21 protein-coding genes are annotated in these 25,547 nt (G+C 61.1%); 8 read left to right on the top strand and 13 right to left on the bottom strand.

Annotated features, from left to right (window positions below; translation table 11 throughout):
• Positions 1–17: 17 nt before the first annotated feature.
• Entirely contained in the window at positions 18–1,400 is a 1,383-nt protein-coding gene (locus tag BDK63_RS15665; protein ID WP_246386210.1) for a DegQ family serine endoprotease, read from the top strand.
• A gap of 104 nt (positions 1,401–1,504) precedes the next feature.
• Here the strand turns inward: BDK63_RS15665 and BDK63_RS18705 are convergent, their stop codons facing one another.
• Both BDK63_RS18705 and BDK63_RS15655 read right to left on the bottom strand, forming a co-directional pair.
• Positions 1,505–1,972: a tyrosine-type recombinase/integrase gene (locus BDK63_RS18705; RefSeq protein WP_343065333.1), complete on the bottom strand. Its 468-nt coding sequence runs from the start codon at positions 1,970–1,972 to the stop codon at positions 1,505–1,507.
• A gap of 321 nt (positions 1,973–2,293) precedes the next feature.
• The gene (locus tag BDK63_RS15655; protein ID WP_095623360.1) at positions 2,294–2,668 is read right to left on the bottom strand and encodes a histone-like nucleoid-structuring protein, MvaT/MvaU family; all 375 of its coding nucleotides are present in this window, start codon (positions 2,666–2,668) and stop codon (positions 2,294–2,296) included.
• A gap of 234 nt (positions 2,669–2,902) precedes the next feature.
• Here BDK63_RS15655 and BDK63_RS15650 point away from each other — a divergent pair, with 234 nt between their 5' ends.
• The 5 genes from BDK63_RS15650 to BDK63_RS15630 are packed head-to-tail and all read left to right on the top strand — an operon-like array spanning position 2,903 to position 7,694.
• Positions 2,903–3,337, top strand: coding sequence for a TIGR03757 family integrating conjugative element protein (locus BDK63_RS15650; protein WP_095623359.1), 435 nt, complete (start codon positions 2,903–2,905; stop codon positions 3,335–3,337).
• Positions 3,334–4,284, top strand: coding sequence for a TIGR03756 family integrating conjugative element protein (locus tag BDK63_RS15645; RefSeq protein ID WP_425485963.1), 951 nt, complete (start codon positions 3,334–3,336; stop codon positions 4,282–4,284). The genes BDK63_RS15650 and BDK63_RS15645 overlap by 4 nt, the downstream gene beginning before the upstream one ends.
• A gap of 13 nt (positions 4,285–4,297) precedes the next feature.
• Complete coding sequence (locus BDK63_RS15640) at positions 4,298–5,782, top strand: integrating conjugative element protein (RefSeq protein ID WP_246386204.1); 1,485 nt, start codon at positions 4,298–4,300, stop codon at positions 5,780–5,782.
• A complete protein-coding gene (locus tag BDK63_RS15635; protein WP_183333622.1) occupies positions 5,782–6,162 on the top strand; it encodes a hypothetical protein in 381 nt (126 codons plus the stop codon). Before BDK63_RS15640 ends, BDK63_RS15635 begins: the two co-directional genes overlap by 1 nt.
• Positions 6,162–7,694, top strand: coding sequence for a conjugal transfer protein TraG N-terminal domain-containing protein (locus BDK63_RS15630; RefSeq protein WP_183333621.1), 1,533 nt, complete (start codon positions 6,162–6,164; stop codon positions 7,692–7,694). The genes BDK63_RS15635 and BDK63_RS15630 overlap by 1 nt, the downstream gene beginning before the upstream one ends.
• A gap of 9 nt (positions 7,695–7,703) precedes the next feature.
• Here BDK63_RS15630 and BDK63_RS15625 read toward each other — a convergent pair whose 3' ends face one another.
• Positions 7,704–8,096 (bottom strand): hypothetical protein, encoded by a 393-nt coding sequence (locus tag BDK63_RS15625; protein WP_183333620.1) that lies wholly within the window; start codon positions 8,094–8,096, stop codon positions 7,704–7,706.
• 394 nt (positions 8,097–8,490) lie between these two features.
• Here BDK63_RS15625 and BDK63_RS15620 point away from each other — a divergent pair, with 394 nt between their 5' ends.
• Positions 8,491–8,658 (top strand): hypothetical protein, encoded by a 168-nt coding sequence (locus tag BDK63_RS15620; protein WP_245598314.1) that lies wholly within the window; start codon positions 8,491–8,493, stop codon positions 8,656–8,658.
• 8 nt (positions 8,659–8,666) lie between these two features.
• On the opposite strand, the gene brxL is transcribed toward BDK63_RS15620, so the two are convergent.
• From brxL to mads1, 10 genes are all read right to left on the bottom strand, one after another.
• Entirely contained in the window at positions 8,667–10,727 is a 2,061-nt protein-coding gene (brxL, locus tag BDK63_RS15615; protein WP_183333618.1) for a protease Lon-related BREX system protein BrxL, read from the bottom strand.
• Positions 10,728–10,770: 43 nt separating this feature from the next.
• Positions 10,771–13,104 carry a BREX-1 system phosphatase PglZ type B gene (gene pglZ / locus BDK63_RS15610; RefSeq protein WP_183333616.1) on the bottom strand — a complete coding sequence of 778 codons (2,334 nt, stop codon included), beginning with the start codon at positions 13,102–13,104 and terminating at the stop codon, positions 10,771–10,773.
• 3 nt (positions 13,105–13,107) lie between these two features.
• On the bottom strand, positions 13,108–13,647 hold the full coding sequence (locus tag BDK63_RS15605; protein WP_183333614.1) for a hypothetical protein: 540 nt from the start codon (positions 13,645–13,647) through the stop codon (positions 13,108–13,110).
• The gene (locus tag BDK63_RS15600) at positions 13,644–14,657 is read right to left on the bottom strand and encodes an AAA family ATPase (RefSeq protein ID WP_183333612.1); all 1,014 of its coding nucleotides are present in this window, start codon (positions 14,655–14,657) and stop codon (positions 13,644–13,646) included. Before BDK63_RS15600 ends, BDK63_RS15605 begins: the two co-directional genes overlap by 4 nt.
• Positions 14,650–18,078, bottom strand: coding sequence for an Eco57I restriction-modification methylase domain-containing protein (locus tag BDK63_RS15595; protein ID WP_183333610.1), 3,429 nt, complete (start codon positions 18,076–18,078; stop codon positions 14,650–14,652). The genes BDK63_RS15600 and BDK63_RS15595 overlap by 8 nt, the downstream gene beginning before the upstream one ends.
• A 112-nt stretch (positions 18,079–18,190) precedes the next feature.
• Positions 18,191–19,867, bottom strand: a complete 1,677-nt coding sequence (locus BDK63_RS15590) for an RNA-binding domain-containing protein (protein ID WP_183333608.1) — start codon at positions 19,865–19,867, stop codon at positions 18,191–18,193.
• Positions 19,868–19,883: 16 nt separating this feature from the next.
• The gene (gene brxC, locus BDK63_RS15585) at positions 19,884–23,318 is read right to left on the bottom strand and encodes a BREX system P-loop protein BrxC (RefSeq protein ID WP_183333607.1); all 3,435 of its coding nucleotides are present in this window, start codon (positions 23,316–23,318) and stop codon (positions 19,884–19,886) included.
• 50 nt (positions 23,319–23,368) lie between these two features.
• Positions 23,369–23,920: a BREX protein BrxB domain-containing protein gene (locus tag BDK63_RS15580; protein WP_183333605.1), complete on the bottom strand. Its 552-nt coding sequence runs from the start codon at positions 23,918–23,920 to the stop codon at positions 23,369–23,371.
• Positions 23,907–24,731, bottom strand: coding sequence for a hypothetical protein (locus BDK63_RS15575; RefSeq protein ID WP_183333603.1), 825 nt, complete (start codon positions 24,729–24,731; stop codon positions 23,907–23,909). The genes BDK63_RS15580 and BDK63_RS15575 overlap by 14 nt, the downstream gene beginning before the upstream one ends.
• Positions 24,724–24,918, bottom strand: a complete 195-nt coding sequence (mads1, locus tag BDK63_RS15570; protein WP_027962110.1) for a methylation-associated defense system helix-turn-helix domain-containing protein MAD1 — start codon at positions 24,916–24,918, stop codon at positions 24,724–24,726. The genes BDK63_RS15575 and mads1 overlap by 8 nt, the downstream gene beginning before the upstream one ends.
• 313 nt (positions 24,919–25,231) lie before the next feature.
• On the opposite strand from mads1, the gene tnpA reads away from it, so the two are divergent.
• A complete protein-coding gene (gene tnpA / locus BDK63_RS15565) occupies positions 25,232–25,543 on the top strand; it encodes an IS66 family insertion sequence element accessory protein TnpA (RefSeq protein WP_183333601.1) in 312 nt (103 codons plus the stop codon).
• Positions 25,544–25,547 lie beyond the last annotated feature (4 nt).

Here is a 25,547-nt window from a genome sequence, read left to right as displayed (position 1 = left end):
ATTCGCTCTCCTGGCTGATGAGCCTGGCCCTGCTGTTGCTTGTGGCAACGCCAGCCCTTGCCGAGTCACGACTGCCGGATTTCACGGAGCTGGTCGACAAGGCCGCGCCGGCCGTGGTCAACATCTCCACCTCCCGCGATGTCGAAAGGTCCATGACGTCCTCTCGGCAATTTGGTGGGCAGGAGGTGCCGGAGATCTTCCGCCACTTCTTCGGCGACCGCATCCCGATGCCACCTGATGGCGCACCCAACCGAGGTGATACGCCACGCCAGTCATTGGGGTCCGGCTTCATCTTCGATGAAGACGGCTACATCATGACCAACGCCCACGTGGTCAAGGAGGCCGACGAGATCCTGGTGCGCCTCAACGACCGCCGTGAGCTCGAGGCGGAGCTGGTCGGTGCCGATGAAAAGACCGACGTGGCGGTCCTCAAGGTCGAGGCGGACAATCTTCCTACCCTCGAGCTCGGTGAATCCACCGACCTCAAGGTCGGCCAGTGGGTCGCCGCCATCGGCTCCCCCTTCGGCTTCGATCACTCTGTGACGTCCGGGATCATCAGCGCCATCAACCGCACGCTGCCGCAGGACGTCTACGTCCCCTTCATCCAGACCGACGTGGCGATCAACCCGGGCAACTCGGGCGGGCCGCTCTTCAACCTGGATGGCGAGGTCGTGGGCATCAACTCCCAGATCCTGACTCGTAGCGGCGGCTACATGGGCCTTTCCTTCGCCATCCCCATCGACGTGGCACTGGATGTCGCCAACCAGCTTCGCGAAGAGGGTTACGTGAGCCGCGGCTGGCTCGGCGTCAGCATCCAGCCGGTGTCCAAGGACCTCGCGGAATCCTTCGGCATGGAGCAGGCCGAGGGTGCCTTGGTCGCCGAACTCGACCCCAGCGGCCCCGCGGCGGACAGTGGCCTTCAGGCAGGAGACGTCATCCTCGAAGTGAACGGCCAGGAAGTGGACCGCTCCACGACCCTGCCGCGCCTGATCGGTGAGACTGCGCCTGGCGAAGACGTTGAGCTCTCTGTGTTGCGCGATGGCCAGCGCGAGACCATTACGGTGGAAGTCGGCGAGTGGCCGAATGCCGGCCCCGAGCAATCCGATGGCGACTCGGTTCGACTCGGCATCGTGGTCCAGCCATTAACCGAGATGGAGAAGCGCCGGCTCGGTCTCGAGCACGGGGTGCGCATCGCCAAGGTCGACCCGACCGGCCACGCCGCTGCCGCCGGTATCCGCCCCGGCGATGTGCTGGTCAGATTGGGCCAGCAGCCGGTAGAGGGTCCACAACAGCTGAAGGAGATGCTGACCAGCCTGCCGGATGACCGAGCAGTGCCTGTGCTGCTCAACCGAGAGGGCCGTGCTTACTTTGTGGCCCTGCAACTGGGCCATGATGACTGATCACAGCTGAAGTGCATCTCTGCCAGTAGCGCCTCGGCGACGCGTTTCGCCGAGGCGCATTGTCATACCTTCTTGGTGTCGAATACTCTCCCGGCACCTTGCAGCTAGACATCAGTTTGTTCGGCCATGATCAACGCATCGTCGACTTCTATTCCAAGATATCTGACAGTGCTCTCCAGTTTCGTATGGCCAAGGAGAAGTTGCACCGCTCTCAAGTTTTTGGTTTGACGGTAGATGATCGTGGCTTTCGTTCTCCGGAGTGAGTGAGTCCCATAAGAAGATGAGTCCAAACCAATGGATGTCACCCAGTTCTTTACTATCCGAGCATACTGACGGGTAGATAAATGAAGCTGTCTCGATTTTCGACTCGGAAATAAAAAATCATCCATTCCAAGGCTTTCGTTCTTGATCCACTGGCGTAGTGCGCTACGAGTCTTTTCGGTTATCTCGAATTGGACCGGTCTTTGGGTCTTTCTCTGCATTACGATGGCTCGGGAAGATATCATATCTCCGTGAGAGACGTCTCGGACATGCAATGCGACCAAATCGCAGGCTCTTAGCTTGCTATCAATGGCTAGTTAAAACAGCGCCAAGTCACGTTGTCTATTATTGATTTGAAGCCTGACACGAATAGCCCAAACGTCTTTCAATCGGAGTGGGTGCTTTTGGCCAACCAGCTTGCCCTTGTTCCACGGGGAGTGATGTTTTTCAGAGGGAGTGTTCATGGGGCGCTCTCCTAGGGTCAAATCTCTAGGATGGCCCAAAATGCTTCTGTCATTATTAATTAAGGGTAATGGATGTTTTTAGAATTCCTATTTTAGGGAATTATGATTGTCCGCTTTTGGCCGAAAGCAGCCGGCCTGCCAACTACTGGCAGGCCGGCTACGAGAGTATTAGTCCTCAGTCCTGACGAGCCAGCTTTCTACGGTCTCGGCACCGTACTCCTCCTTCCACGCCTTCAGCGTCTTCTGGTTGCCGCCGCGGGTCTCGACGACTTCGCCAGTGTTCGGGTTCTTGTAGATCTTCAGCTTGCGCTTGGCGCGGCCGGTGCTCTTGGCGCTGCTGGAGCTCTTGTCAGCGGTATGCGTTGGATCCAGAAGCTTGATGACGTCAGCGGCTGACTTGTCGAACTCGCGCATCAGGTCTTCGAGGTGATTTTTGAAATCTAGCTCGGTCTTCAGGCGGTCGTCGTTCTTCAGCCTGTCGAGCTCTTCCTGGAGCTGCTTGAGCTGCTGTTCCTTCTGCATGTAGGTGTTGAGAATGGACATGAACTTCCTCGTGGTGGGTGAGTGTTGGGGAATATTATGGTGGTGGTTAGGGAATGATTCAATGTTTCTTGTCATTTAAAATGATGAGTTGGGTTGCGATATTGATAACCCGATGGGGTGGCCTTTGGTGACGACCCCAGAAAACACCTCTCAACGGAATTAACATTTCTTGCTGTCTCTCTGGATGTACCTGGCAATGCTATGCCAGTTCCTTGATCTATTGGAGTGGCACGCATGGAGAGACACCACCCACGCCGCTGGCTGGCTGCCTTTAGCCTATCTGCCTGCCTGGTAGGCCCCGTACTCGCTGAGCCAGCCATCGAAGTCTTTACCACCGCCGGAGAACCGGTGATCAATGTGCCGTCTGGTGCAGCGGTCATCGAACTCGATGTGCCTGGACGACTGGATGCCCTGCTGTCTCAGCAGTTGCCCGCAGATCCTGACGTTGCTGCAGCCTTGATGCGCGAGCGCATGACCACGCCCGCGTGGCAGGAAACTGCTGACCGCTATGCCGATAGCTATCTCGGGCTGGCCAGGGCCTGGCAGCTGGGTGTCGAGAAAGTGCCCGCCGTGGTGATCGATGGTCGCCATGTGATTTACGGCCAGCCGGACGTCGCGCAGGCATTGAACGAAGCCGATCGCCTGCTGAGTCAGGAGAGCCGCCCATGATGCGCTACAGGACCTTGGGCGCTCTGTTGATTGGCGCTGTGCTGAGCCTGGGCGTAATTGAGAGGCCCGCCCAGGCGCTAACAACACCAGAGATTGTGGCGTCGTCGATTTCTACTCAATGCCTGGACTATCAGGTCATCGGTATCTGCGTCTGGCTCAACTGTTCCTGGTCGGGCTGCTCGATACGCACCTCGGTGCAGGTGCGCCATTACATCCCCGAGTTGGTGGTCTCCAGTTACGAGAACACTGGCGACAACCCCTGGTGGGAAGTGGCCACCCTCTCGCCACCCTTGGGTAAGGCCTTGGCCGGCGGGCAGAGCACCTCGGATGCCAACCGGGCTCGGCACGAGCACCTGCGCTTCAAGAACGTGGACGCCATCGGACACCCGGCCGGCGGTGCCTTCAGCAGCTTCGCCAGCGCCTTCGGCATGTCGTGCGCTGGGGCAGCGACACCCTTCCAGCCCTACCACCTCTCGACCCTGGACGCCCTGGCGTGGCGCAGCGGGATTCCCGAGTCGCTCTACCCGGAGGCGCTCACGCCCGGCATGCGTGAGCTGGGCCAGCCCGGCGACCTGTGGGGCAACGTCTATCCGCGCAGCGGCTTCCTGACCCAGGTGCATGATTACAAGACCGCGGCGACCACTGCCCAGCGCTCTGCCGACATCGTCACCCGCACGGGTCAGCCTCACGTCTACACGCCGCTGGTGGCGGAAAGCCGCGACGGCTACTGGCCGCCCGGGCCGGTCAAGGAGGGTGACCCCTCTACTCATCGCTGGCAGCGCCTGACGCCCGGCATGAGCAAATCCTGTCGGGTGTGGCCGGACCGTGGAGTCACCGACACTTACGGTGACCGCCTGGATACCGGCGGTGACTACGCCTGGTCGTTGTGGCTCCCCTATCGTTGCTGCAAGCGTCGCGGCCAGACCCTGCTGTATGCAGTCCCCTGAAGGAGAGAAGCCGATGAAAGGAATTCGTATGCGACGCTTCGCCCTTGCGCCGCTGGCCGGCGCCCTGGTGGTGGGGCTGCTGTCTACCCATGCTGCCCAGGCTCAGGCGCAATCCGCCGATGCCCTTTACTACCAGATCGGCGGCGCTTCCCCCTTCAGTGTCTCCGCCGGACGGGGCTACAACCCCAACAGCCGTGGAATCGGCATCAGCTGGAACATGAATGCCACCTGCGGCAACTTCGATATCGGCGCCACGGTCTCCAACCAGCTCAACGGCATCACCAACGGCTTCCAGAACCTGATGGGGACGGTGGTTCAGAACGCCCAGAGTGCGGTGGCCTCGTTGCCTGCCATGGTCATCCAGCGGGCCAACCCGGGGCTCTATGACCTGCTGAGCAACGGCGTGCTGCAGGGGCGGGTGGACTTCGACCGGGCGTCGATGTCCTGCCGCAAGATGTCCGAGCGCATGGCCGATATGGTCACTGGCCAGGGGTGGCAGCAGGTGGCCGCGGCGGAGAGCTGGCAGAGCGCGGCCCAGTCCAACGCCGATGTCGTCGCGGCGCAGGAGCAGGTCGATCAGTCCGGTGGCAACCAGGGCGTGACTTGGGTGGGGGGCCAGCGCCGCGGTGGCCAGAGTCAGGCGCCGATTCGTGTGGTCGAGGACACTGCACGCGCTGGCTACAACCTGCTGCATGGGCGTACCGATACCACCAGCACGGCACCCATCGCCGGAGGCGGTGGTGGCTGGGGGTCGGTGGCCACCAACGAAGGCAGCTGGATCGGCGGCGGCGGGCTAGCCGGCACTTCCGGTGGGAGCGGTGGCGGCTCGGGGCCAGGCAGCGGGACGGGAAGCTGCCTGGGCGGCATGTGCACGGTCTGGCAGAGCCCTGAGGAGGCCGCCGAGTGGACCCAGACGGTGATCGGTGAACAGTCGATTCGCACCTGCGACGGCTGCGAGCGAAGCGAAACCCAGGCCGGCACGGGGCTGGTGCGCGAGCTGGAGCGTGAGCAGCAGGAGGTCTACGGCAAGCTCCTGAGTCTGGTCGACGGCAGCGAGCCGCTGACGCCGGAGAACCTGCGCCAGGTCTCCGCCGGTGACGGCCTTACCGTGTCCCGTGGGGTGATCGAGTCCCTGCGCACCGATCCCGAGGCCTCGCTGCTGATCCATCGTCTGAGTGGCGAGATGGCACTGGCCCGGACGCTGACCAAGGCGCTGTGGGCGCGCCGGCTGCTGCTGGCCGGCAGCAGTGACCCGGGCATCGCCGACAACGAGCAGGGCATGTCGGCGCTGGACCGCAAGCTGGTGGCTCTGGATCGGGATATTGAGTCGCTGCGCTCCGAGATGGAGATCCGCCAGGCGCTGGGCAACAGTGCTGCCGGCATCGCCCTGGAACGGGCCTCCCGGCGCAGTCAGGGTGCCTCCCAGGGTGAGACCTTCCGCCCGGATGCGGCCCTGGATGGCCGCGGCCGCCCAGCCGGCGAGGGGGGCAGCGACTGATGGCTCGACGCGCTTTCTCCTGGATGAATCCGGCCCGCTGGCCGTCGCTGCTGGTCGCCATGGTGGTGCTGGTCGTCATGTTCCTGCTGAGCGGTGCCATTCTGGTCATCAGCGTGCGGCTGCTGGGTGGGTTCGAGGCCCACCATAGCGCCTGGCAGGCCACCTGGCCGTGGCTGCTGGCCTGGCGGCTGAGCCTCTATGCCGCCCTGGCCCTGGTCTGGTGGCGCAAGTTGCGCCCCCGGGCGGTGGCACGGCTGCGCCAGGATCATTACGACGGCCGACAGGCGCTCGCCAAGCTCCGGCGGCTCGAGGTGATGGCCCTGGGCATCCTGGGCCTTATCGAGGTCACCAACCTGATCAACCGGCTGGGAGGTGCCTGATGGGAGGCCTGCTCACCGCGCCGCTGGTGGTGTTCGACTACTTCTCGAACGCCATGACGCTACTCGGCTGGATCATCAACAACGCCATCTGGAACGTCATGGTCGGTACCGGCATCGCCGCGGTGCCGTTCATTACCCTGGTGCTCTCCGAATGGTTCAAGGCCCGGCAGGAGGGCGACGAGGCCGGGACCAAGGGCATCTTGACGGTTAACCGCATCGAGACCCGACTCTACGCCATGATCCTGGCTTACGCCTTCACTTGCCTGCCGTTGCTGCAAGTGCAACTGGCCACCGCCGAAATCGACGAGAACCGCTCGCTGGAGTGTGGTACTCGCCAGTTCGCCTCTGGTGGCTGGTCCGAGGGAGCCTTCGGTGCGACCGAGAATAGTATCGGTGGCCGTCTGGCACGGCTGCCGCTGTGGTGGGCGGGCGTGCATGCGGTATCGCATGGGGTCACAGCGGCGGCCGTTCACGCTATTCCCTGCTCGACGGACTTCGAGTCCATCCGCATGGAGCTGGACCTGCACAGTATCGAAAACCCGGGGCTGCAACAGGAGGTGGGAGAGTTCCAGCGCCAGTGTTTCGGCCCGGCGCGAAACCGGCTGCTGCAGGAGGGCGGCAGCGTCGAGGCGACCCGTGCCATGGACGTGGACTGGATTGGCTCGACCTACTTCCAGACCACCCCCGGCTACTACGACAGCTTCTACGCCGGGCGGCCTATCACTGGATTCCCCTACGATGCCAGCCGGGATGTCTCCCGGCCCAACACCGGCCCGGGGATGCCGGGCTATCCCTCCTGCCAGGAGTGGTGGTCAGCCGAGAGCGTTGGCTTGAGGGCCCGGCTGCATGATGAGGTGAGCACGGGGTTCTGGAACGACTTCCGCAGCGTCTTCACCGGCAGTGACGCCGAGGACTACGTGATACGGCGCCTGGTCAGCCCCCGCTCGGGGGCGGCTAGTGGCAACTTAGACCAGGCGGTGGTGGGTTTCCGCGGCTTGGATGGTGGCAGCAGCTTCTGGGATGCCACCGTTACTGCCGGCTCCGCCATCGGTGGCACCCTGTCGGTCCTGCCCTTCCAGGCCGGCATGGACATGCTCAAGCAGGCGTTGCCCATGGTGCAAGGTATCCTGGTGATGGCGATTATCATCTGTCTGCCGTTCGTGATGGTCATCTCCAGCTACAGCTTCAAGGTTGCCGGCATGGCTACCTTTGGGCTCTTCGCCATGTGGTTCCTGACCTTCTGGTGGGAGCTCGCTCGCTGGATCAATTCGAACCTGGTGGACCTGCTCTACCGCAGTGACGCCGCCAAGCTCAGCTGGCTCTCCGCCGCCAACAACCTGTACGACCGCATGGTGTTGCAGTTTGTGGAGGGGATGATGTTTTTGGTGCTGCCAACGTTATGGGTAGGAGTGCTGAGTTGGGCAGGCTTGAAGGCTGGCGGTGCGATATCGAACAGCATTGGAGATGGCGGGGGCAAGAAAGCTCAAGGTGCAGGCGAAAAGGGCGGAGATAAGGCTCAGTCGGCACGATGAGGCCTATCCTCAATCCATTCTGTTACCGTCTTTTCCGTAGTAGCCGTAGCCGCTGCCAAAGTCCCCCCAGCCAAGATCCTGGTCCTGATTATTTTCCGCTGGCGGCTGGGAGGAGTGGTGGAGCATCCCCTGAGCCACACTGCCAGCCACCACCACCGCTCCGCCAGCCACCTTGCCGGCTCCACGAGCAATGCGCCGCCACCCCTCCTGGGTGGTGGCCGTTTGGGCAGTGGACCTGGCCACGCCAGCGGCGGAGTCGCGCAGCAATCGCAGTGACTCTGTCGTACTCGCCTGGGTGTGCCAGCCGTCAGACCAGCCTTCCTGCTGCCCACCGTCGAGAGCCTTCCGAGCTGCCTGGCGGCCAGCACTGGCGGCTTGGGTCAGAAGCGATTTCAGCGCCATGGGCGTCCCTCCCTGGGTACATCAGCCCCTTAGCATAGACACTTGAAGGGCGAGCCTCCACCGGGCGGAGCTCACAAAGGTGCGAGGGCAAAGGGTGAAAAGCCGAAAGGCCGGAAGGGAAGGGGGCTCAAGGGGAAGGGGCTTGCCCCGAAAGGCTGAGTAAAGTGAGTACAGCAAAGGGAAAGGGCAAAGGGTTGCTGCCGGCGCAGGTCGTTTCTCAATGGGTCGTGGCGCCGCCTGCTTGAAGCGGCGCTGCAGAAAGAAACCGCAGCTTTTGCAGAAAGCCTTCTATCTAATATTACTGATTCTGCTGTTCTTGCAGTATGCACTTCCCACAAGTCGCCACGCCTGTGCAGAATGAAGCGCTGTCTGCATCTACCGAGAAGGAGGTCGCATGGGATTTTGCTTCCAGTGCCGTATCACCCGCGAGCAGTGGCGCAGGATCCACTTCGACAGGCTGGACCAGGCGGATCCGGTAGCGGCCATGGAGGCTTTCATCCTGCGCCGCGACATGACCAAGACCGGCATCTTCCGCGAGATCGAGCCGTTCACGCTGGTATAGGGGCTGCTCTACTCCCCCAGCGACTTCAACAGCGCATCCCGGGCATCCAGGTAGAACTGGATGTCCACCTTGGTGGCCATCTCGTCGGAGAGGTCGAACAACAGCTTGCGGCAGGTGACGGGCATCAGGATGGCCGTGGCGCCTTTCTCCACGGCAATTTCCACCAACGTCACCGGGTTGTGGATCGGCTCGATGGAGCCGCCGAGGTTGATCTCGCCCACTACGATCAGGCCGCCACGCAGGCTGCGCTTGAGTAGGGATGAGCTCATGGCGATCAGCGCAGCGACCCCCAGCTTGGTGCCGGACTTGGCGGCATCGAAGGCGCGCAGCTGAACGGTGAACTCGTGATGGCGTGGCTCCTTGTCGCCGACCAGCTGGCCGGCGCGCGTGTAGAGGTTCTGCTCGGCGTAGCCGATGCTTTCGCGGAAGGCGGGAGGCACCGGCTTGTTGAGGATCTTCACCCCCGAGCCGGGGCCTTCGTTGACCTCGATGCGGAACACGCCCGGATGCTCCTCCTGGCCATTGCTGGCCTGGCCGCCGGGGCTGATGCTCCACACCTGGCCGGGCTCCAGGGGATCGTTGCCGATGCTGTTGTCGCTCTGCAGCTCCGGAGTGGCGACGAACTTCTCCACGCCGTCTTCGCCCATGGTGTAGCTGAAGTGGGTGTTGCGGAATTCGGCGGCGCCGATGCGTTTCTGCTGCTCCTTGACCCGCCGGCGTGCCTCCATGGCGATATGGATCGCCCACTCCAGATCGTCATCGCTGGGTGAGAGGTCATCGCCTGGGTAAAGCAGTTTCAGCAGCCCGCTGGCGGTCTTGTTGACCGCGTTGGTGTCGCGACCGGAGAGGGCGCCGCCGAAGAAGACCCGTCCCTGCCACTGGGAGACGCGGCTCTGGCTACGCAACTGGCTCCAGCACTCCGACAGGAAGTCGCTGACCAGGCCGAAGTGATCGGTGAGCAGCTCCTTGCTGACCTTGGGCACGTCCCAGCCGGGGAGAAAGGCATGGATGCGGTCCATGAAGGCGGTATCGTGGCGCATTTCCTCCGGCAACGGCCCAAACAGGTGCCCTATGCGCTGCTGGTGTTCCACGTCCACATCGAAGTTGCCCACCAGTACGATGGAGCCATCGGCGCGGATACTCTCCTTGCCACGTGAGAACTCGCCGCTCTCCATGTAGCCCTTCATGATGTTGACGCCGTCCTTGTTGTCGAACGAGATGCCAGACACCTCGTCGAAGCAGACCACGTCGTACTGGCACACCAGGCCGCGCTGGCCGTTGGCGTTGTTGACGAACATCTTGGCCACGGTGGCCTTGCCGCCGGAGATCAGGTGGGCGTAGGGAGAGACCTGCTGGAAGAGGTGGCTCTTGCCGGTGCCTCGGGGCCCGAGCTCGACCACGTTATAGTTGCGCTCCACGAAGGGCACCATGCGCAGCAGCATGGCGTCCTTCTGCCTCTCGGTGAGGCCGGCAGGCTCGATGCCGGTAGAGCGCAGCAAGAAGGCCTTCCACTCCTCGGTGGTAAAGTGACGTCGGGCAGCGGCCAGCTCGTCGAGCACGTCACGCTTGGAGAGCTGAATTTCGCGCAGGGCGCGGATGCCGAAGGGTCGCCCGCCTTGCTCCTGGGCGATGCTGGCATCGTATTCCAGAGTCAGTTCGGCGTAGAAGCCGCCGGTCAGCATGCGTTCATGTTCGCTGACCAGGTCATCCGGGATCCGCACGTCGGTCAGGCGCAGGCTGGGCAGGCTGGCCATGTAGGTGTCGTTCTTGGTATCCAGACGGGCCTGGATCAGGTCGATGATCTTGATCTCGCCCTTCTCGCGAGCGCGAGCCTTGAACAGCTCCTCCTCGCCGGCCTTGATGGTGCGCGACTTCAGCTGCCGCTGGACCACCTCTAGCCCTTCCTCGATCTCTTCTGGATCAGTGCTGGCACAGTAGCGGCCAAGCAAGAACTCCACCACGTAGGTGGGCACCGGGAACTGCCGGGCGAAGGTGCGCACCAGATCCTTGCGCACCAGGTAGCCATCCAGCAGCTCGGCCGCCTTGCGATCCAGTTCATCGAGTTCCATGACGTCTCCGTGTATCTGTTCTCAAGGGGGCCTCCATCAATGGCTATTCACTGCCGCCGATGGTGGTGGAGCGCTGGGCGAGCACCTGGCCGGCGGCGTCCAACACCACGGCATAGGCGCTTTCTCCTTCAAGGTCATCGTCCTCGACCACCACCGAGGCCTTGCCACCCACCTTGAACGGCTTGGGCGAGAGCACCAGGCTACTGGCCGGGTCTCCGGCATGGCGACGAACATCGAGCATCAGGTCGTCGCTGTCGCCTTCCACTACCAGGGTACAGCGCAGCCCCTTCCACACCAGGTCATCGATCAGCACCGAGGGCTTGGGGCCGGCACTGCCGGTCACCACCAGTTCCGGCGTGACGCACTCTTGCAGGCTGAGGCCTCCATGGGTGTAGGTCTCACCCGCCTTGAAGCAGTGGATGCTCTCTGCCAGAGCAAAGTGTACCTGTTCGTTCCAGTACCAGGGGAAGCGTGCTGCGTCTGTATGGGCTCCCGTCTTGAGGGCGGCACAGCGCCCCCATTTGGTCTCAACCAGGCTGGCCGGCAGCTCGGTCTTGGGTAGTTCGCCCGGCAGCAGCAGCCAGCCGTGATCGGTCACCACGCGCACCTGGGACCAGCCCTGAGCCAACAGCGCCTGGATGCGCTCTGCCACCTCGGCCAGCATGTCATCCACATGCTGTGCCAGCTTCCAGCCTCGCTCATGGCCAGCGTGATCGATATCGCCGAACTCGCACCAGGCTGGCCGGGAGGTGTCCAGAGTTTCCTTGTGCAGCTGCTCCACCTGGCGACGCTCCAACACCTGCCAGCCGTTATCGCGCAGCAGTTTCTGGAAGATGTGGCGGGTGATGGGGGTGAACTGATAACCGTCCGGTTCCTCCTGAATGGCGTTGTTCCCCAGGATGGGCGCTACGGCGTACTTGCCGGTACCGGTCACGCTGGGCAGTGCCGACCAGGTACTGTGCTCGGCAACGTCCAGTCCGCGGCTGACCAGTCTCTGGGATAGCCGTTTGCCACAGTCCATGCGCAGGCCATCCACGAAGAGCACGCATTCGCCTGGCTGGGCATGAGGCGATGCTTCGCCGCGTTTCAAGCCATCAACCCCCGGTTGCCATACTTTCTGGAGGTGGCGGGCGGCCTCATCGGCCCAGCGCAGGTAGATCGCGCGTATTGCCGTGAAGATCGCCTCCTGTTCACGTTGGCCATTCACCTGGTTCAGTGACCTCAGCAGGGCGTCGTCTGCCTTCCAGCCCTCGTCCAGATACGCCTGGCGCATATCCTCTGTCTGGCCACCTGCCAGGCTGCGTCGGGTTACCCGGGCCAGCTCAGCGAGGGGAACCAACGCCATGGCCAGAGGGCTTTCATCCAGCTCGGCCCATACCCAACCGCGGCGATGGCTGTGCTCCTGCTCAAGGGCTTCCAAACGCTCTCTCGCCTCATGAGCCGGAAGCTGGCCCAGTGCACACAGGTCGTGATAGAGGCGCTCCTCCTCCTGCCGGTTGAGCTGCGGCCATACGGCCATGTCGTCAGGCTCGGGGAACAGGCCGAGATCCGGAGGCGTGAGCTGAGCCAGCTGCTCGATCAACTGTGGGTAGCGGCGAGGAGCCTCACAGAAACGCGCCCAGACTGTTTTCCAGTTGCCCTGGCGCTGAGTGAAGCGCTCCAGGGCATCCAGCACGCTCTGTTTCTCCGGGTGAATGCCATAGCGCGAGTGGCACACCTGACAGAAGGCCTGCCATTCATGCTCAGGCCAGCTGGAGCGCATGGCGTCTGGCTGGTTGAGCCAGTCCAACAGGTCACGCACCGGGTCGCCCCCGGTGAGAAGGGTATTGAAGGCCTCGGCATCCAGGTGGCGGCCTTGAAGATCAGCGAGCGACTCCCGGAGCAACCGGGGAAGGGCGGCGAGCAGCGCCTGTCGTGTGGCAGCGTCACCGGCCACGTCCAGGCCCAGCCCGCCCTGCTGGGACGAGAGGAACGCCCGCGGCGTCCAGTCCTTGGCGTTGACCTGAGACCAGAGTGTGCCGCGGTACTGCAGCTCGGCCAGCGGCTTCAAGGCTTCCGGGCACTCGCTGACGGCACGCAGGTCCTGGCGGCCCACACCGGGTAGGTAGAGGATAGGAGGAGTCTCATCGTCCAGTTCGATGCCTTCCACGGTGCCGGCGATGGCACAGCGCACCCAGATCGCTGGGCCGCGACGCTGCTCCGGGGCGTAGTCGCCCAGCACCAGAAGCTCAGGCAGCTCAGCCTGGACCTGGGCAATCACCGGCTCCCATAGCCGCTCGCGGTCAGGCCACAGGATGCAGGCGGGAGCCGCCTGCACATCCGGGTTGTAGGCAGCGGCGCTGCGTAAGCAATTTACAAGGTGATAAGTAATACTCATGCATCACCCTTCTTGTTCACAGAGAATCAGTCCATGCTGTGTTGCAAGGTCTTCATTCATGACAGCTACTGATGTCGGGGAAAATGACCAAGTTTTTAGAGTGGGACGAAGTGCAAGAGCAAGCGCTTCCTGCAACGGCGGCAACCATCCCTCTTCATGTCCTTTAATCACTAATATAAACCGCGCGCCCGCGTTTGAGAAATCAAGTTCTTGTATTTTTCTAGGGAGTTCAGGCTCTGCTTTTTCATGGCGTTTCAGGCAGGACGCTAAGCTCAGAGAAAAAGCATTAATCAGCTTTTCACGAATTTCCTCTATAAAATCATCGAAATTAGGCTGGGTTTCTGGTCTAGGAGAACTTGATTTAGCCTCAACTACCCAAAGAGAAGGCGCCTCCCCTTTATCAGCTTTGATCAAGATAAACTCTGCGATTTTTACACCGTTCTCAATGGATTTGTAAGTGTCGCTTTTCTCAATGTAGAAGCATTGCCCTTCAGGGTATGGGCCAAAGGTCATTCCAGATTCTTTAATAGCTTGTGTTGTCATTTTAGTGCTAGCCCCACTTCTTCCTTGTAGAGCTGAATGGATTCGTTGATAATTTCATTTTCTGGCATGCCATTTTTGAGATTATCAGTTGTCCATTCCCCTTGGTTTTCGCTAATAATAGGTATTGAAACTCCCTTTTCCTGAGCAATAAGGAAAAGCTTCTTTACAACGAAGTAAGAGTGACTGGCCATAAAGAACTGAATCCCTCTTTCTGCTAAAAGAGAGACAATGTCTAGAAGCTGAGAGATGGCCTTGGGGTGAAGTGCCGACTCAGGCTCGTCGATAAAAATAAGTGAGCTAGTATCTAGGTATCGGTTGCCAAGAAGTGTGTCAAGGATTGATATTTTTTTGATCCCTTCAGCTGTAACGCCAATGGGAAATTTTTGATTTCCTTTTTTGAAAGTCCACTTCCCCGTGTTGGAGTCAAAATCTATTTTTCCGCCCAGCATACCTTCTAGACTTTGTCTAGATTTTGAGAACTCCTTGTAATTATTCCCTTTTGTTGTTGATCGGCGCAATGCGCGAGCGAGGTCAAGGTATGTGTCATCGAAACCAAATGACTTGTCTTCTTCTCTGGATTTGAGAATTACTTTGTGGAGCGAAAGAACCTCTTTTGCAGGAAGAAATATCGAGTTACTTTTCCTAGGGGGGACGTCGTTTTGTTGTACGTGGATTTGTTTTGTAGTGTCCTTTCCGAAGCTGTAAGAAAACTTCTTCTCGTCAAAGCAGCACGAGAAAGACAAAGGATGTTCTGTCGATTTGGTTACCAAATCTCCAATCTTTTCCGGTTGGAATGTCCAAAAGAGCTTATCGGCTAGAATTTCTGATGCTGACTTTTGAACGTCACCACGCCTGTGCTCTTCAAGAGTTCGCACCGTGGTATACAGTGATTTTAATAGGAAGGTTTTTCCTGTGCCGTTCCCGCCGATCACTAGATTGATCGGCCCAAGGTTAGGCCATTTTAAACTTTCAAGTGGCCCAAAGTTATTCAGCTCAACATTATTAAACATCCTTTTTCTCCTGTGCCTTCCGCTTCGCCGCCAGCGTGAGGTGGTAGTCGTTGATCCTTGCCCCCTTGGCTTCGCCCAGCTGGGGGCCGAGGTGATACCAAGGGGCGGACTCTACGTCCTTGCCGCGGTCCTTCTTCCAGTGGATATTGGGCTTGTGGACGAGTACACCGGCGCCTTTCTTTTTGACATCGGGGACGGACAGGAAGGGGCGGATATTGAGGCGCACGCCGTCATCGAGGTCGGGATTCCAGCCAATGGGTTGCTCTTCCAACGGCTTCCAGCGCACGAAAATGTCGTAGGGATCCTCGCCTTCGAGGATCAGCTCCAGGCTGTTCTGCAACGCCTCTGCGGCGGCAAGGCGGCCTTCGGCTCCTTCGATGCCCTCATTGATCTGTTTCTTTTGCTGATAGATCCAGTCGCCCAGATAGGTGTAGGTGAGCGTTTCTAGCGTCTTGTAGTCAAGCTTGTGGTAGTTCACCAGTGCGGAGAAACCGTCTTTGAGGCCGTCCCAAACATGCCAAATGAAGGGACGGTTCTGGAACAGCTTGCAGTGCTGGGCGAAAAACTTGTCGCGTAGCCAGCTCTCCAGGTTCTTGCCGGCGTGGCCGACGCTCTCTAGCAGCTTGCCGCGGGTGGTGGAGGACCACTGGTCGCCGTAGGCCTCGGCCAGCAGCGCCTCAAGACGATCCACGGCGCGGCGTTCACCACGCACGGCGGGCAGGCAGACGATGCCGTCGCGATCGGCATGGCCCAGCAGTCCCTCACTATGCTTGGCCCAATCGCGCTGCGCCTCGGCGAGTTCCATTTCAGCGTCCAGCTCAGCCGGCCATCGATAACCCAGCAGCCGGGCAACGGCTACCTGCAGCACGGACTCGTCGGTTCGCAGCGGGCCTTGAGCGGCCCTATTCGCTTCGTCGTCCCAGATCACCGAGCCGCAGGGGTGGCCATGAAAAATCCATTGCGTTGGGTCTACCGCGTATGGTTTTGCTACTAACTTAATATTTTTTGAAGATTTCCTCCATTCGTCAAAATCAACTAAAGCCTTCTCGAAATAACGAGGCTCAACGCTAATTTTTTTGTTAAAAGACCTAACTGAAGACACAAATTCTTTAGAAGAGCAATACTGCCATAACGCCCCTAAATCACTTGGATCATTAGGCACAAGAACACCTATATTTGCAGAGTACTTTTCTCCATTATAGATAGTGGCATGCAACCCTCCCATCAAGTTAACAGCAACACCTTTTCTCCCCCAGTTAGGCTTACCTCGCCGCCAGCTTTGAATAGCGTGATTAAGGTGCTTTAACTGCTCTGCAATACGAGAAATTACTCCGCACTCGCTTTCCCACAGGATGACTTGCTCACGGCCGCCATACGGAGTTGTTTTTTCAGTATCAGATTGGAAATAATCCCACCTTTCACTTGGCACCTCAACTTCCCAGAAAAATCTATTAAACCAATTCACTTCTCCTGTCGATAATCCGCGTAATGCTTCTGCATAGTCGCCAACAGGTTTTTCGTTTGACTTTTTTGCAAAGTTTATTACTGTGGAAGAAGACCCTACAATCTCTTTCTGATCCACCATGACAACATTTTGCTTTTTTATGCTCTCGGCCTTATAATCAGCACCCATTCCATTATCAGCGTCAATAGTGCAGAAAGCATCAAGCTTGTCAGCTTTACTTACCACTCCAAGCATTGCTTGCACGACTTCACCTGAAATGGTGTCAAAAGCACCAGCTCCCAACCTTGCCAAAATTCTCAATGAATAGCTTTCAAGAATCTCATTCCTGAAATGTCTTTCGCGATTTTGGAACGTCCAACCAGAAGTCGTAACAAAGCAGCATAAGCCATGCTCTTCAGCAAGCTCAAATAGCCGCTTCATGAAAACAAAAGCCAAGTCGTTTTTAGCATTCTTATAATTACTTTCAATAAAACTGCGCAAAGAAGGATTAACCCTATTTATTGACAGATAAGGGACGTTAGTTGCAGTTATTGAATACCTTCCACTTAATATGGTCGCAGCTTTGTATATCCCTCTAGCAACTACACCCAACTCACTTTTTTCATAGCTATCTTTGCCTTCAATAGCTTTCTCTAAAAGCGGCTCAACATCTTCCCATTTAAATTCAAAAAGAGAACCTTTTCGCAAACTTCTTTCTGGCTTTATCAGGCTACCCAAAACAGAAGAGCTTTTAAACTGATTATAAAGCTCTTCAAGTGCCATTTTAAGGTTTACATCATCTCCGGCCAACTCCAGCCATTCTTGTTTATTAACACTAATTGACAACCCAGAACATGCCAGATGCAGCTCAGGCAACTTACGGTAGCCCCCGGCATCCGGGTAGCGCCAGGCGGTGAGGGCCAGCGCAAAGGCAGCCAGCTCCACGCAGCGCTGGTCGATCTCTAGGCCGTGGAGGTTGTCGCGCAGCACCGCATCCACGGAGTCGCGGGCGCTGAGGCCCTCCAGCTCCATGCGCATGGGCACCAGCATCAGCAGGGCGGCGACGAGGAAGTGGCCGCTGCCGCAGCAGGGGTCCAGGGTCTTGAGCTCGGCGAGGCTCTGGGGCCAGGCGTCGAAGGTGCCGGCGGCGGGCGTCCAGTGGCCGGTTTCCTCGTCCTTAACGAAGCGCAGGTACTCCAGCCGCACGCCGGGCAGGCTGGCCTTGTCGCGCAGCTCCTGCTCGCTCTCGGCATTGGCCAGATCGGTTTCCGACAGGCGGCGGGCGGCCCACCAGGCGCCCAGGCTGTTATCCAGCAGGAAGCTGACCATATAGGGCTCGGTGAAAAGCTGGGTGACGGCGGGCAGCTCGTCGGCGCCGATCTTCACCTCGGAGCGGTTGATGCGCTCCTTGTTGTCGGTCTGCCAGAACTGGTAGACCCAGCCCAGGCTGTCGCTGGCGTGGAAGACCTCCACCGGCAGGCCGGCCAAGAGCTCCTCCAGCTCGCGCTGGTACTCGGCGGCCAGGGTGAGTTCGAATACGGGGCTGTCGACGCGGAACACCTGGGGCAGCATGGTGCTGGCCAGCCGTGCGGCCAAGGCCCAGCCGCTGGCATGGCCCTCCTCTTCCGCCAGCTCCTCGCACTCCTCCAGAGTGACGGCCACGCCGTCGTACATCAGCAGCTCGTTTTCGGCCAGGAAGCGGGCGAACAGCATGCGGTGCCAATGCTCGTAGGCGATCTCGCCGATCAACCGGGTGACCGCCTGAGCGCCCTCCTTGAGCGGGTCACCTAGGCTGCGGGCGTGGGCGCGCAGCCGGCGGCGCAGGGCGCGCTGGTCGTCGCTCAGGTAGCTGGGCGGGGTCTCCTCGCCGACGCCGAGCTGCTCCAGGGCAGCCTGGGCGGCCTGTTCGGCCACTGGCCTTGCCTTGCGCACGGTGCGGTCGAGCCGGTTGCGGAGTGTCTTGTCGAGTGGCTGCATGTGTCTGTTTTCCATTCCTCGCCCGGTAGGGGTCCGTTAATCGAGGTGCTATTGGTTCTGAACCAATTCCTGAGCCAATTTCAGATAGAATTGGCTCGCTGCGTGGTTCGAATCAATCCCTGGCCAATTCTGGTTCGCTAGCGTGCCAGCGTGCCGCTGGGCCTTTGCCTTCCAGGCGTGCCAGCCCCTGCTGGCGGAGCTCATTGAGATGTCGCTTGGCGGCACTGCGGTTGAGGCCGGTCAGCTCCATCAGCTGGCTGATGGAGCAGGGGCCTTGCTGCAGCAGCTCAAGGAGTGTTTCGCGCTGGGTTTCCGGGTCCTGCGCCGTGAGCGGGGCTGACTGGAACGCCCCTGCCAGCCGCCAGAGCTGCCCCTCACCTTCGCCGGTGGCGCTGGCCAGGTGTCGCTTGGCGAGAGCCTTCAGCACCTCTTCGACTCGCCGCTTACTTAGCTGGGACTCCCAGGCGATGGTGTCTCGGTCGGCAAGCGGGTGCCGGCGAAGCGCATGGACCACCAGAAGCTGGTCGGTGGTCAGCGGGGGATCGTCCAGTTGGGCGATGCGGTGGCGGAACTCAGCATCCAGCGAGGAGCGCAGGAAGGTGACGGTGATCGACTCGCCGAGCTCGCGAATCAGGGGTGGGTGCTTGCCTTCGACGAGAAACGCATCGAACATCCGCGCGACCCCGAGGTTGCTGCGATTGACCAGCCTGAGGCGGGTCAGCGCCTCGACCAGGCATGGATTGCGCGCCGCCGGTGGATGATGAAGGATGTTGTCGGGGCGGATGCCGGCGATGAACCCACCCCCGTTGCTGATCTCTACCTTGTCGGCGTACCACTTCACCATGACGGGGCCGTGCAGACGGTAATCGGTGTGGCAGAAGGCGTTCATCAACGCCTCGCGCAGCGCTATCTCGGGATAGTCGCGGTACTCGAAGTGGTACATGCCGCGCTCGACGGTACTGATGGGGTTATAGGCCCGCGAGAGCTCTTCTAGCCGGGCGATGGCGGACGGGATGGCACTGACTCGATCTTCCCGATTGTCGTAGTGGGTATCTGAACGCATGGCGAGAAACAGCCAGTAGAATCCCGGAAACACTTCGCGAAGGGTGGCTTCGTTGCCACACAGCAGGATCGCGGCGCGCGTCAGCTTGCCCTTCCTGAGCACACCCAGCGCCTCCAGCAGCTTGCGGTCATCCATGCGCAGCAAGTCACCGGGAGCATCCTGCTCCTTGGCCATCTGGCGCAGAGATTCCAGCGCCACGTTGGAGATGGCGTCCTGGAACGTGACCGAAACGCTCTCAGCGGTGTAGTCGGTCTCTCCGGTCTCGACGCCGATCTTGCGCCGTAGCGTGCCGGTGAGCGGCTGGCAGTCCTTGCCGATGCGCACGGTGCCACCGCCTTTGGTGTCGGTGTGGGGCGGCATCCCCGGATGCACCTGCATGATCAGCACCCGGCCGGTGCCCTCCGGCACATGGAGCTCCTCGAATACCGGGGTAATGTGGGGGTCGGTCTGATCATAGACGGCCCGCTTAAGCACATTGATGTCGACTTCTGGCGGAACGCCCAGCACGGCCTGCTCGCGTCCGGATGTACGATCCGCCACGCCGAACACCACGCTGCCGCCACCGCCGTTAGCCATGCAGATGGCCATATCGACGACCTTCTTTACGGCCTTGTCGCGGCTCTTGGTGTCCCACTGCTTGAAGTCCAAGTCCTGGTCTTCCAAGTCATCCGCGACGCAGTGCTCCAGCTCATCCAGCAGTGCCTCGATTTCACGGCGTGATCTCATGATCTTTTGCTAGCTCCTACTGGGTGATCACCGGCCCGTCCTGCAGGGCCTCGCGCAGCTCACGACGAACGTCCTCCAGCCAGGCGACGATATCGGCCTCGCTCTTGAGGGTGCGGCGCGGCAGGTTGACGAACTGTACCTCGGGCTCCATCTCCTCGGCGGCCTTGACCAGCACCTCGTCGAAGCGGCTCGGCAGCGCGGCGATGCGATCGGCCAGGGCGTCGGGGCGCACGTGGCTGAGGGTCTCCAGCACCTGGTCGGTGCCGCCGAGGGTGATCTCGGGCGCATCGTGGGCGGTCAAGCGCTTGGCGGCCAGCAGGTCGTGGCGCTGATCCGGCGAGAGCTGCTGCCAGTTGTCATCCGCCTCCAGGCGCTGCATTCCGGCGGCATGCTCGTCCGCATAGCGCTGCTGCAGGTCGTTGAAGGTGTCACGGAACTGCTGGGTGAGGTTGGCCAGCAGGGGCTGGACGGGATCCGGGTCGTCCAGCAGCGAGCGGTGCTCGCGGATCTGGCTGACCTGGGCCAGCAACGGCTCGGCGTCGGGCAGGCTCCTGGCGTGGTCGGCCAGGCGCTTGAGTGTGCCCCAGGCGGGACGCCGCTGCTGGATCTTTTCGGCGGTGGCCTGCCATTCGTCGATGGCGGTAAGCAGCTCACCCTGGTTGCTGACGATGGCCTTGAGCTGGTCGTTACCGCTGCTGGTACGCACGGCTTCCAGGGCATCCAGACGGGGAGCCTCCGGAGCCGGCGGTTCGCCACTTGCCTGTTCGGCCAGGGTTCGGAGCTTGTCGGCGAAATCCGGCGCCTTGGCGGACTCCTCGCCAGACTTGGCCTGCACGCCGAGCTTCTGCATCACCTTGCGGATCTTGATGCGCTCCCCCGCGGAGATGGTCGTGGCCTCCACGCGGAACTCGGTCTTACCGATGGCGCGACGCTCCAGCTCCTGGGGAGAGGTGCCATCGGTGGTGCGGATCTGGCCGGCGACCAGTAGTACCTGCACGGCGCCATCGATGGCGTCCTGGGACCAGCCGTAATCGCCGTGCTCGAAGTGGTCGCGTATCTCGCTACCCTTCTTGCCGCCGCCGAGGAAACTCAGAACAGCCTTGCATACCGGATGGGCCTGGGGCTCGCCCTCGTAGCCCACGGCCTTGAGGGCGTCGGGAGCGCCCTGCTTGGCCTTGGCGTAGACCCTGTCCCAGCCGGCATGGTCGGCCTGATGAAACTTGGGATGCAGGCGCGCCAGGGCATTCTCGGCGCCTTCCTGAATGGCCTCACGCAGGGAGGCACCGACGATCTCGTTACCGCCGCCCTGGAATACCTGGGCGCCGTTGAAGGCTTCGTCGAGCAGTTCGCGAATGCGCCGCTGGGCGGCATCGCGGGTAGTCTGCATGGCGGCTCGCGCCTCTTCCCCTTCAGGGGTGCCGGGCGTACCGCGGGTCTCCAGGGTAGCGCTGGCGGCCTTGAACTCGATCAGCTGGTTGCGTAGCTCGTCAGCGGAGCGCTTGGGGATGAACACGAACAGGGTGGGGGATTCCGACCCCGCCTGGCGGGCATCGGCACGCACCTGGCTGATGTCATCCGACCAGCCGTTGCGCACCCAGACGTAGAGCTTCTCGGCGGCATCCTTGGGCAGCGTCATGTCGAAGACCGGCGAGAGCGGACGCGGCACCTTGGATTCGCCGTGGTTCACCGTGAGGTTGCCGACCTGCTTGGCGAAGTGCTGGCGGATCAGGTCGTCGCGCTCGGTCTCGATCTGGTGCGTGGCGTTGCCCAGGGTGCTCTTGTGGGCGAGGAAGGCGTCGTTCCAGGCGGCGCTCTCCTCGGTCTGGATACGGTACTCGTCGCCCACCTTGATGATGAACTCGCACTCATCGAGAAGATCCGGCAGGCGACTGCGCAGCGAGCTGCTACCGGCCTTGAGGTCATCGACCAGCAGGTCGGCGATGTTGGCCAGGGTAGGATGCAGGCCGAGCTCGGTGTTGGTACTGGCGACCTTGTTGATCAGGAACACCACGGCACAGGCTCGCGCCATCAGCTGCTCGTCTTCACTGCCGTTACGCCACTGCTGGGTGGCGTCGTGGAGCTTACGCGGCAGCATGCGAAACTGCAGCAGCTTGTCGGTGGCGTCGAAATAGAGGTAGTCACCGGGGATGATGTTGCCCAGCGGGGCGTCCAGGTTGGTCTGGATCGCCTTGTGGATCATGCTGAGCTGGTTGCGCAGCTGGCTGTCGGTACCGGTCTGGTCGAGCACACGCAGGGCGGCGTCCCAGAAGCGACGACGCACCGGCAGGATGGGGTAGTCCTGGGCGAAGTGGCGGGTGTCCTCCTGGCGGTGGGCGATGGAGGTCTCGGCCAGGTGACGGGAGATCTCGCCGAGATTGCTCTCCATCACCTCGGCAACAGGTGTCTTGGCCTCGGGCTTCTTGGCCAGTACCACCTGGCGGATAACGGCGTCGACGTCGGCATCGGAGAGCTCGATGCGAGTGGTGAAGCGGCCCTGCAGGCGTGCCAGGTTGCTGGTACCGGTGATGGCGGTCTGGCCGGTGCCGATGAACATCAGCCGGCTGCCGATCTCCTTGCAGCAGGCTTCCACCGCTTCCTGTACGTCGATGGAGCGCTGCCCGTCGGTACCGATGTACTGCTGCACCTCGTCCAGCACCACCAGGGTGAGCGGCATCTTGCCGTCCTGGCTCAGCGCCTGGCGGATGGCCTTGAGCATCTCGTCGCTGCTGATGTCGTTGACGTGGGGGTAGAGGTGGCTGAGGGTCTCGGCGCAGGACTCCACGCTGCTGAAGATCCTCGGCTTGGCCTGCACCAGAGCCTCGTGCAGTGACTCGGCGACGTAGAAGTTGTCGAGCTCCTCCTGCCAGTCGTCGCCGCGGCTGACGACGTCCTCGCGTACCTGCTCAAGGATGCCCTCGTCGCGCAGCCACATCACGAAGCGGGCGACAGGGTACTGTTGGGGTAGACCGGCGGCGCGGAAGATCACCGAGAGTAGCGCTAGGCGAACGCTCTTATCGCGGGAGCTTGCCCCCAAGGTGCCGGAGGCGGCGAACAGGCCGCCATGGCGTTTGCCCTGGGTGGAGAGCTCCATGAACAGGTCCTGGATCTCCTGGGGCAGGTGGACGAGGCCACGGGCGGTGGCACCATCGTCGAGGGTGACGTCTTCCCACAGGTTGCGCAGCATCTTGGCCATGTGGGATTTGCCCGAACCGAAGAAGCCGCTGATCCACACGCCGGGCTGCTGGGAGGCACCGCCGCTCAGATTGCGCAGGTAGGTGTCCAGAATATCCTGCATGCCTCTGGCGTACTGGCCGTCGCAGACGAAGGTCTCCAGCTCGTAGCGCAGTACCTTCTGGGCGCGGTCGCTTCTGTCGTCGTTGACGTAGGCGACGCCCTCGTTGACCAGGCGCTGCTGGGATGGGTCCTTGGCGTAGATATCGCGGTTGCGCATGCGTCCTTTCCCCTGCGGTAGCGAAGTTCGAATTGGTGCTTGGCGGTGGCTCAGCGGGCCCCGTCTGCAGTAATCGGTGTGGCCAGGTAGTTCCAGCCGTCATAGCCGTCCAGCAGCCGGTAGTTGTTGTTCTCGAAGCTGCCCGGGAATAGCACAGCCAAGCGACCGCTGACGTGGGGAGCCAGGCGGTCCACCACCTCCTTGACCTTCAGCAGGCCAAACAGGCTGCCGACGCCATACAAGGTGACGACGTGGTTGTCGCCAACACCCTGGGCGGATAGCTCCGCGGTGAAGCGGGCCTCCAGCCAGTCCAGATAGCGATGTATCACCGTAGCCAGCTTGGCCGGAGACCTGAAGTACCCTTTGGCATATTTCTGCTCGGCCATCCACAGGGCGAAGGTATCGGTCAGGTCGAACGCCAACCACTCATGGTCGTTCTGACGGGTCACGAGCTCGAATTCCCCCAGGTTGGCACGCAGGCGAAGTTCCTCGGTTTCCGGGTAGACGCAGAAGACGACACGTTGGGCCGCCGCGGCGTCGTCGCGCCAAGGCAGGGCGATGAAGCGGCCGTAGGAGTCGATCAGGCGCTTAACCTTGCTCATGGAAGATCTCCTGCTGGGTGGCAGTGTCGGTCTCAGCGGGCTTCAAGACTTGGGTGACCAGCGGGGCCAAGGCAGGGAAGTCGACATCGATCACGTTGTCGACCCGGCGCATCACCATCCAGCCCTTGGAAGAGGCCTGGGCTGCCAGTTCCAGCAGGCGATCATGGCTGGCGTCCAGCAGCTTGCACCAGGGGCTCTGCAGCAGCAGCTCACCGCGGCCGCCCTGCAGCCAGGCAAGGTAGAGGGCATAGGCGACAGCAGCTGTCGCAGGTTCCAGGTGAACCCGCACTCTCTTGAAGGGGCCTTGCAGATAACCCACCTGGACCAGGCTGCTGTTCACCCGCTGGGCGATGGATTCGCGAGTGACAGTGCTGAAGCGCCCTGGCCAGTGCTGCTCGATGGCCTCTTCGACCGATTCGCGGGTGATCGAGGCGCCCAGCGGCTTGGCGAGAATGGCGGGAGCGAGATCTCGGAGGAGAGAATCACGGGCAGCCGCCGCCAATAGGGCGAGCTGAGGACGTGCGCCCTCGTCCCGCGACCAGAAGTAGCGCAGGCCGGCGTGAATAGGATTGGCAGGGTCGAGCCCATAGAGGTCGGCCAGGTGGCTGGCCGTCAGCTGGCGTGTACGACCGGAGCGCTTGGCGAGGCAGTTGGCATCGCGAATGGCGGCCTGGTACGCATCCTTGTCCGCTTCAGCTGGGACATGGTCGAACAGGGTGCTCAACTCGCTGAGCATCAGGGTGCGGGCTGTGTGGGTACTGCCCTGCTGGGTCATGAAGCCCAGCCGCTTGAGGGTGGCCTGATCACGCATCGGTCTTGTTGCCCTCGCTGGCACCGCCATTGCGAACCCAGTCGTCCACCTCATCGCGCTTGAACTTCCATAACCGCCCGATGCGGTGGGCAGGCATCGCCCGCTCGGAGATCCAGCGATAGACGGTGTCGCGTTTTACGCCAAGGTACTCGCCGATCTCATCGACGGAGAGCCAACGATCTTCCATGTTTCCACCAGTGCAGCGGGCTTTGACTGACTTTAGCAGAGTTTAAGGTGGGTTTGTGCCTGCTACGTCCTTGAGTTGCCTTCCGCAAGCAGAGGCTCAGTGATGTACCCTGACGCCACCGCTTCTGCCACGCCGAGCCACTCATGAGCCAGTCCACCTATCGCCACTATCCCAGCTTCACCCGCCGCTATGTGCGCTCGGTGATGAAGATGATGGGCTTGCCCAAGTAAGCGGCCGTTCTGGCGCGTCGTATCCCGAGGCGGCTTGATCTCCTACGCTGATTCCGTCATTCACCGACGGAGAATCAGTTCCCATGTCGAAGCGACGTCACTCTCGCTATCCTGCCTGGCAATGGCAGGCCTGGATTGACGAGCAGTCCCGCAGCGGCCAGTCCCAGCAAGTGTTCTGTGAACAGAAGGGCCTGTCCAAGAGTTCGTTCCAGCACTGGAAACGCCGGCTGGCTTCAGGAACGCCAGTGACGCCTCCCACTTCCGCTACCAGGTCGGCGCTCTTCGCGCCGGTCTCGGTGCCTGAGGAGGATGCCATCGATGACGAGCCCCGCGGCTGGGAGATCGAGCTCGACCTGGGTGATGGTGTCTGCCTGCGTTTTCGCCGGGGGGCATGATGCG

The organism is Halomonas campaniensis (genome assembly GCF_014193375.1).
GTDB lineage: Bacteria > Pseudomonadota > Gammaproteobacteria > Pseudomonadales > Halomonadaceae > Halomonas > Halomonas campaniensis.
This window is presented reverse-complemented; position numbering and strand designations above follow the sequence as displayed.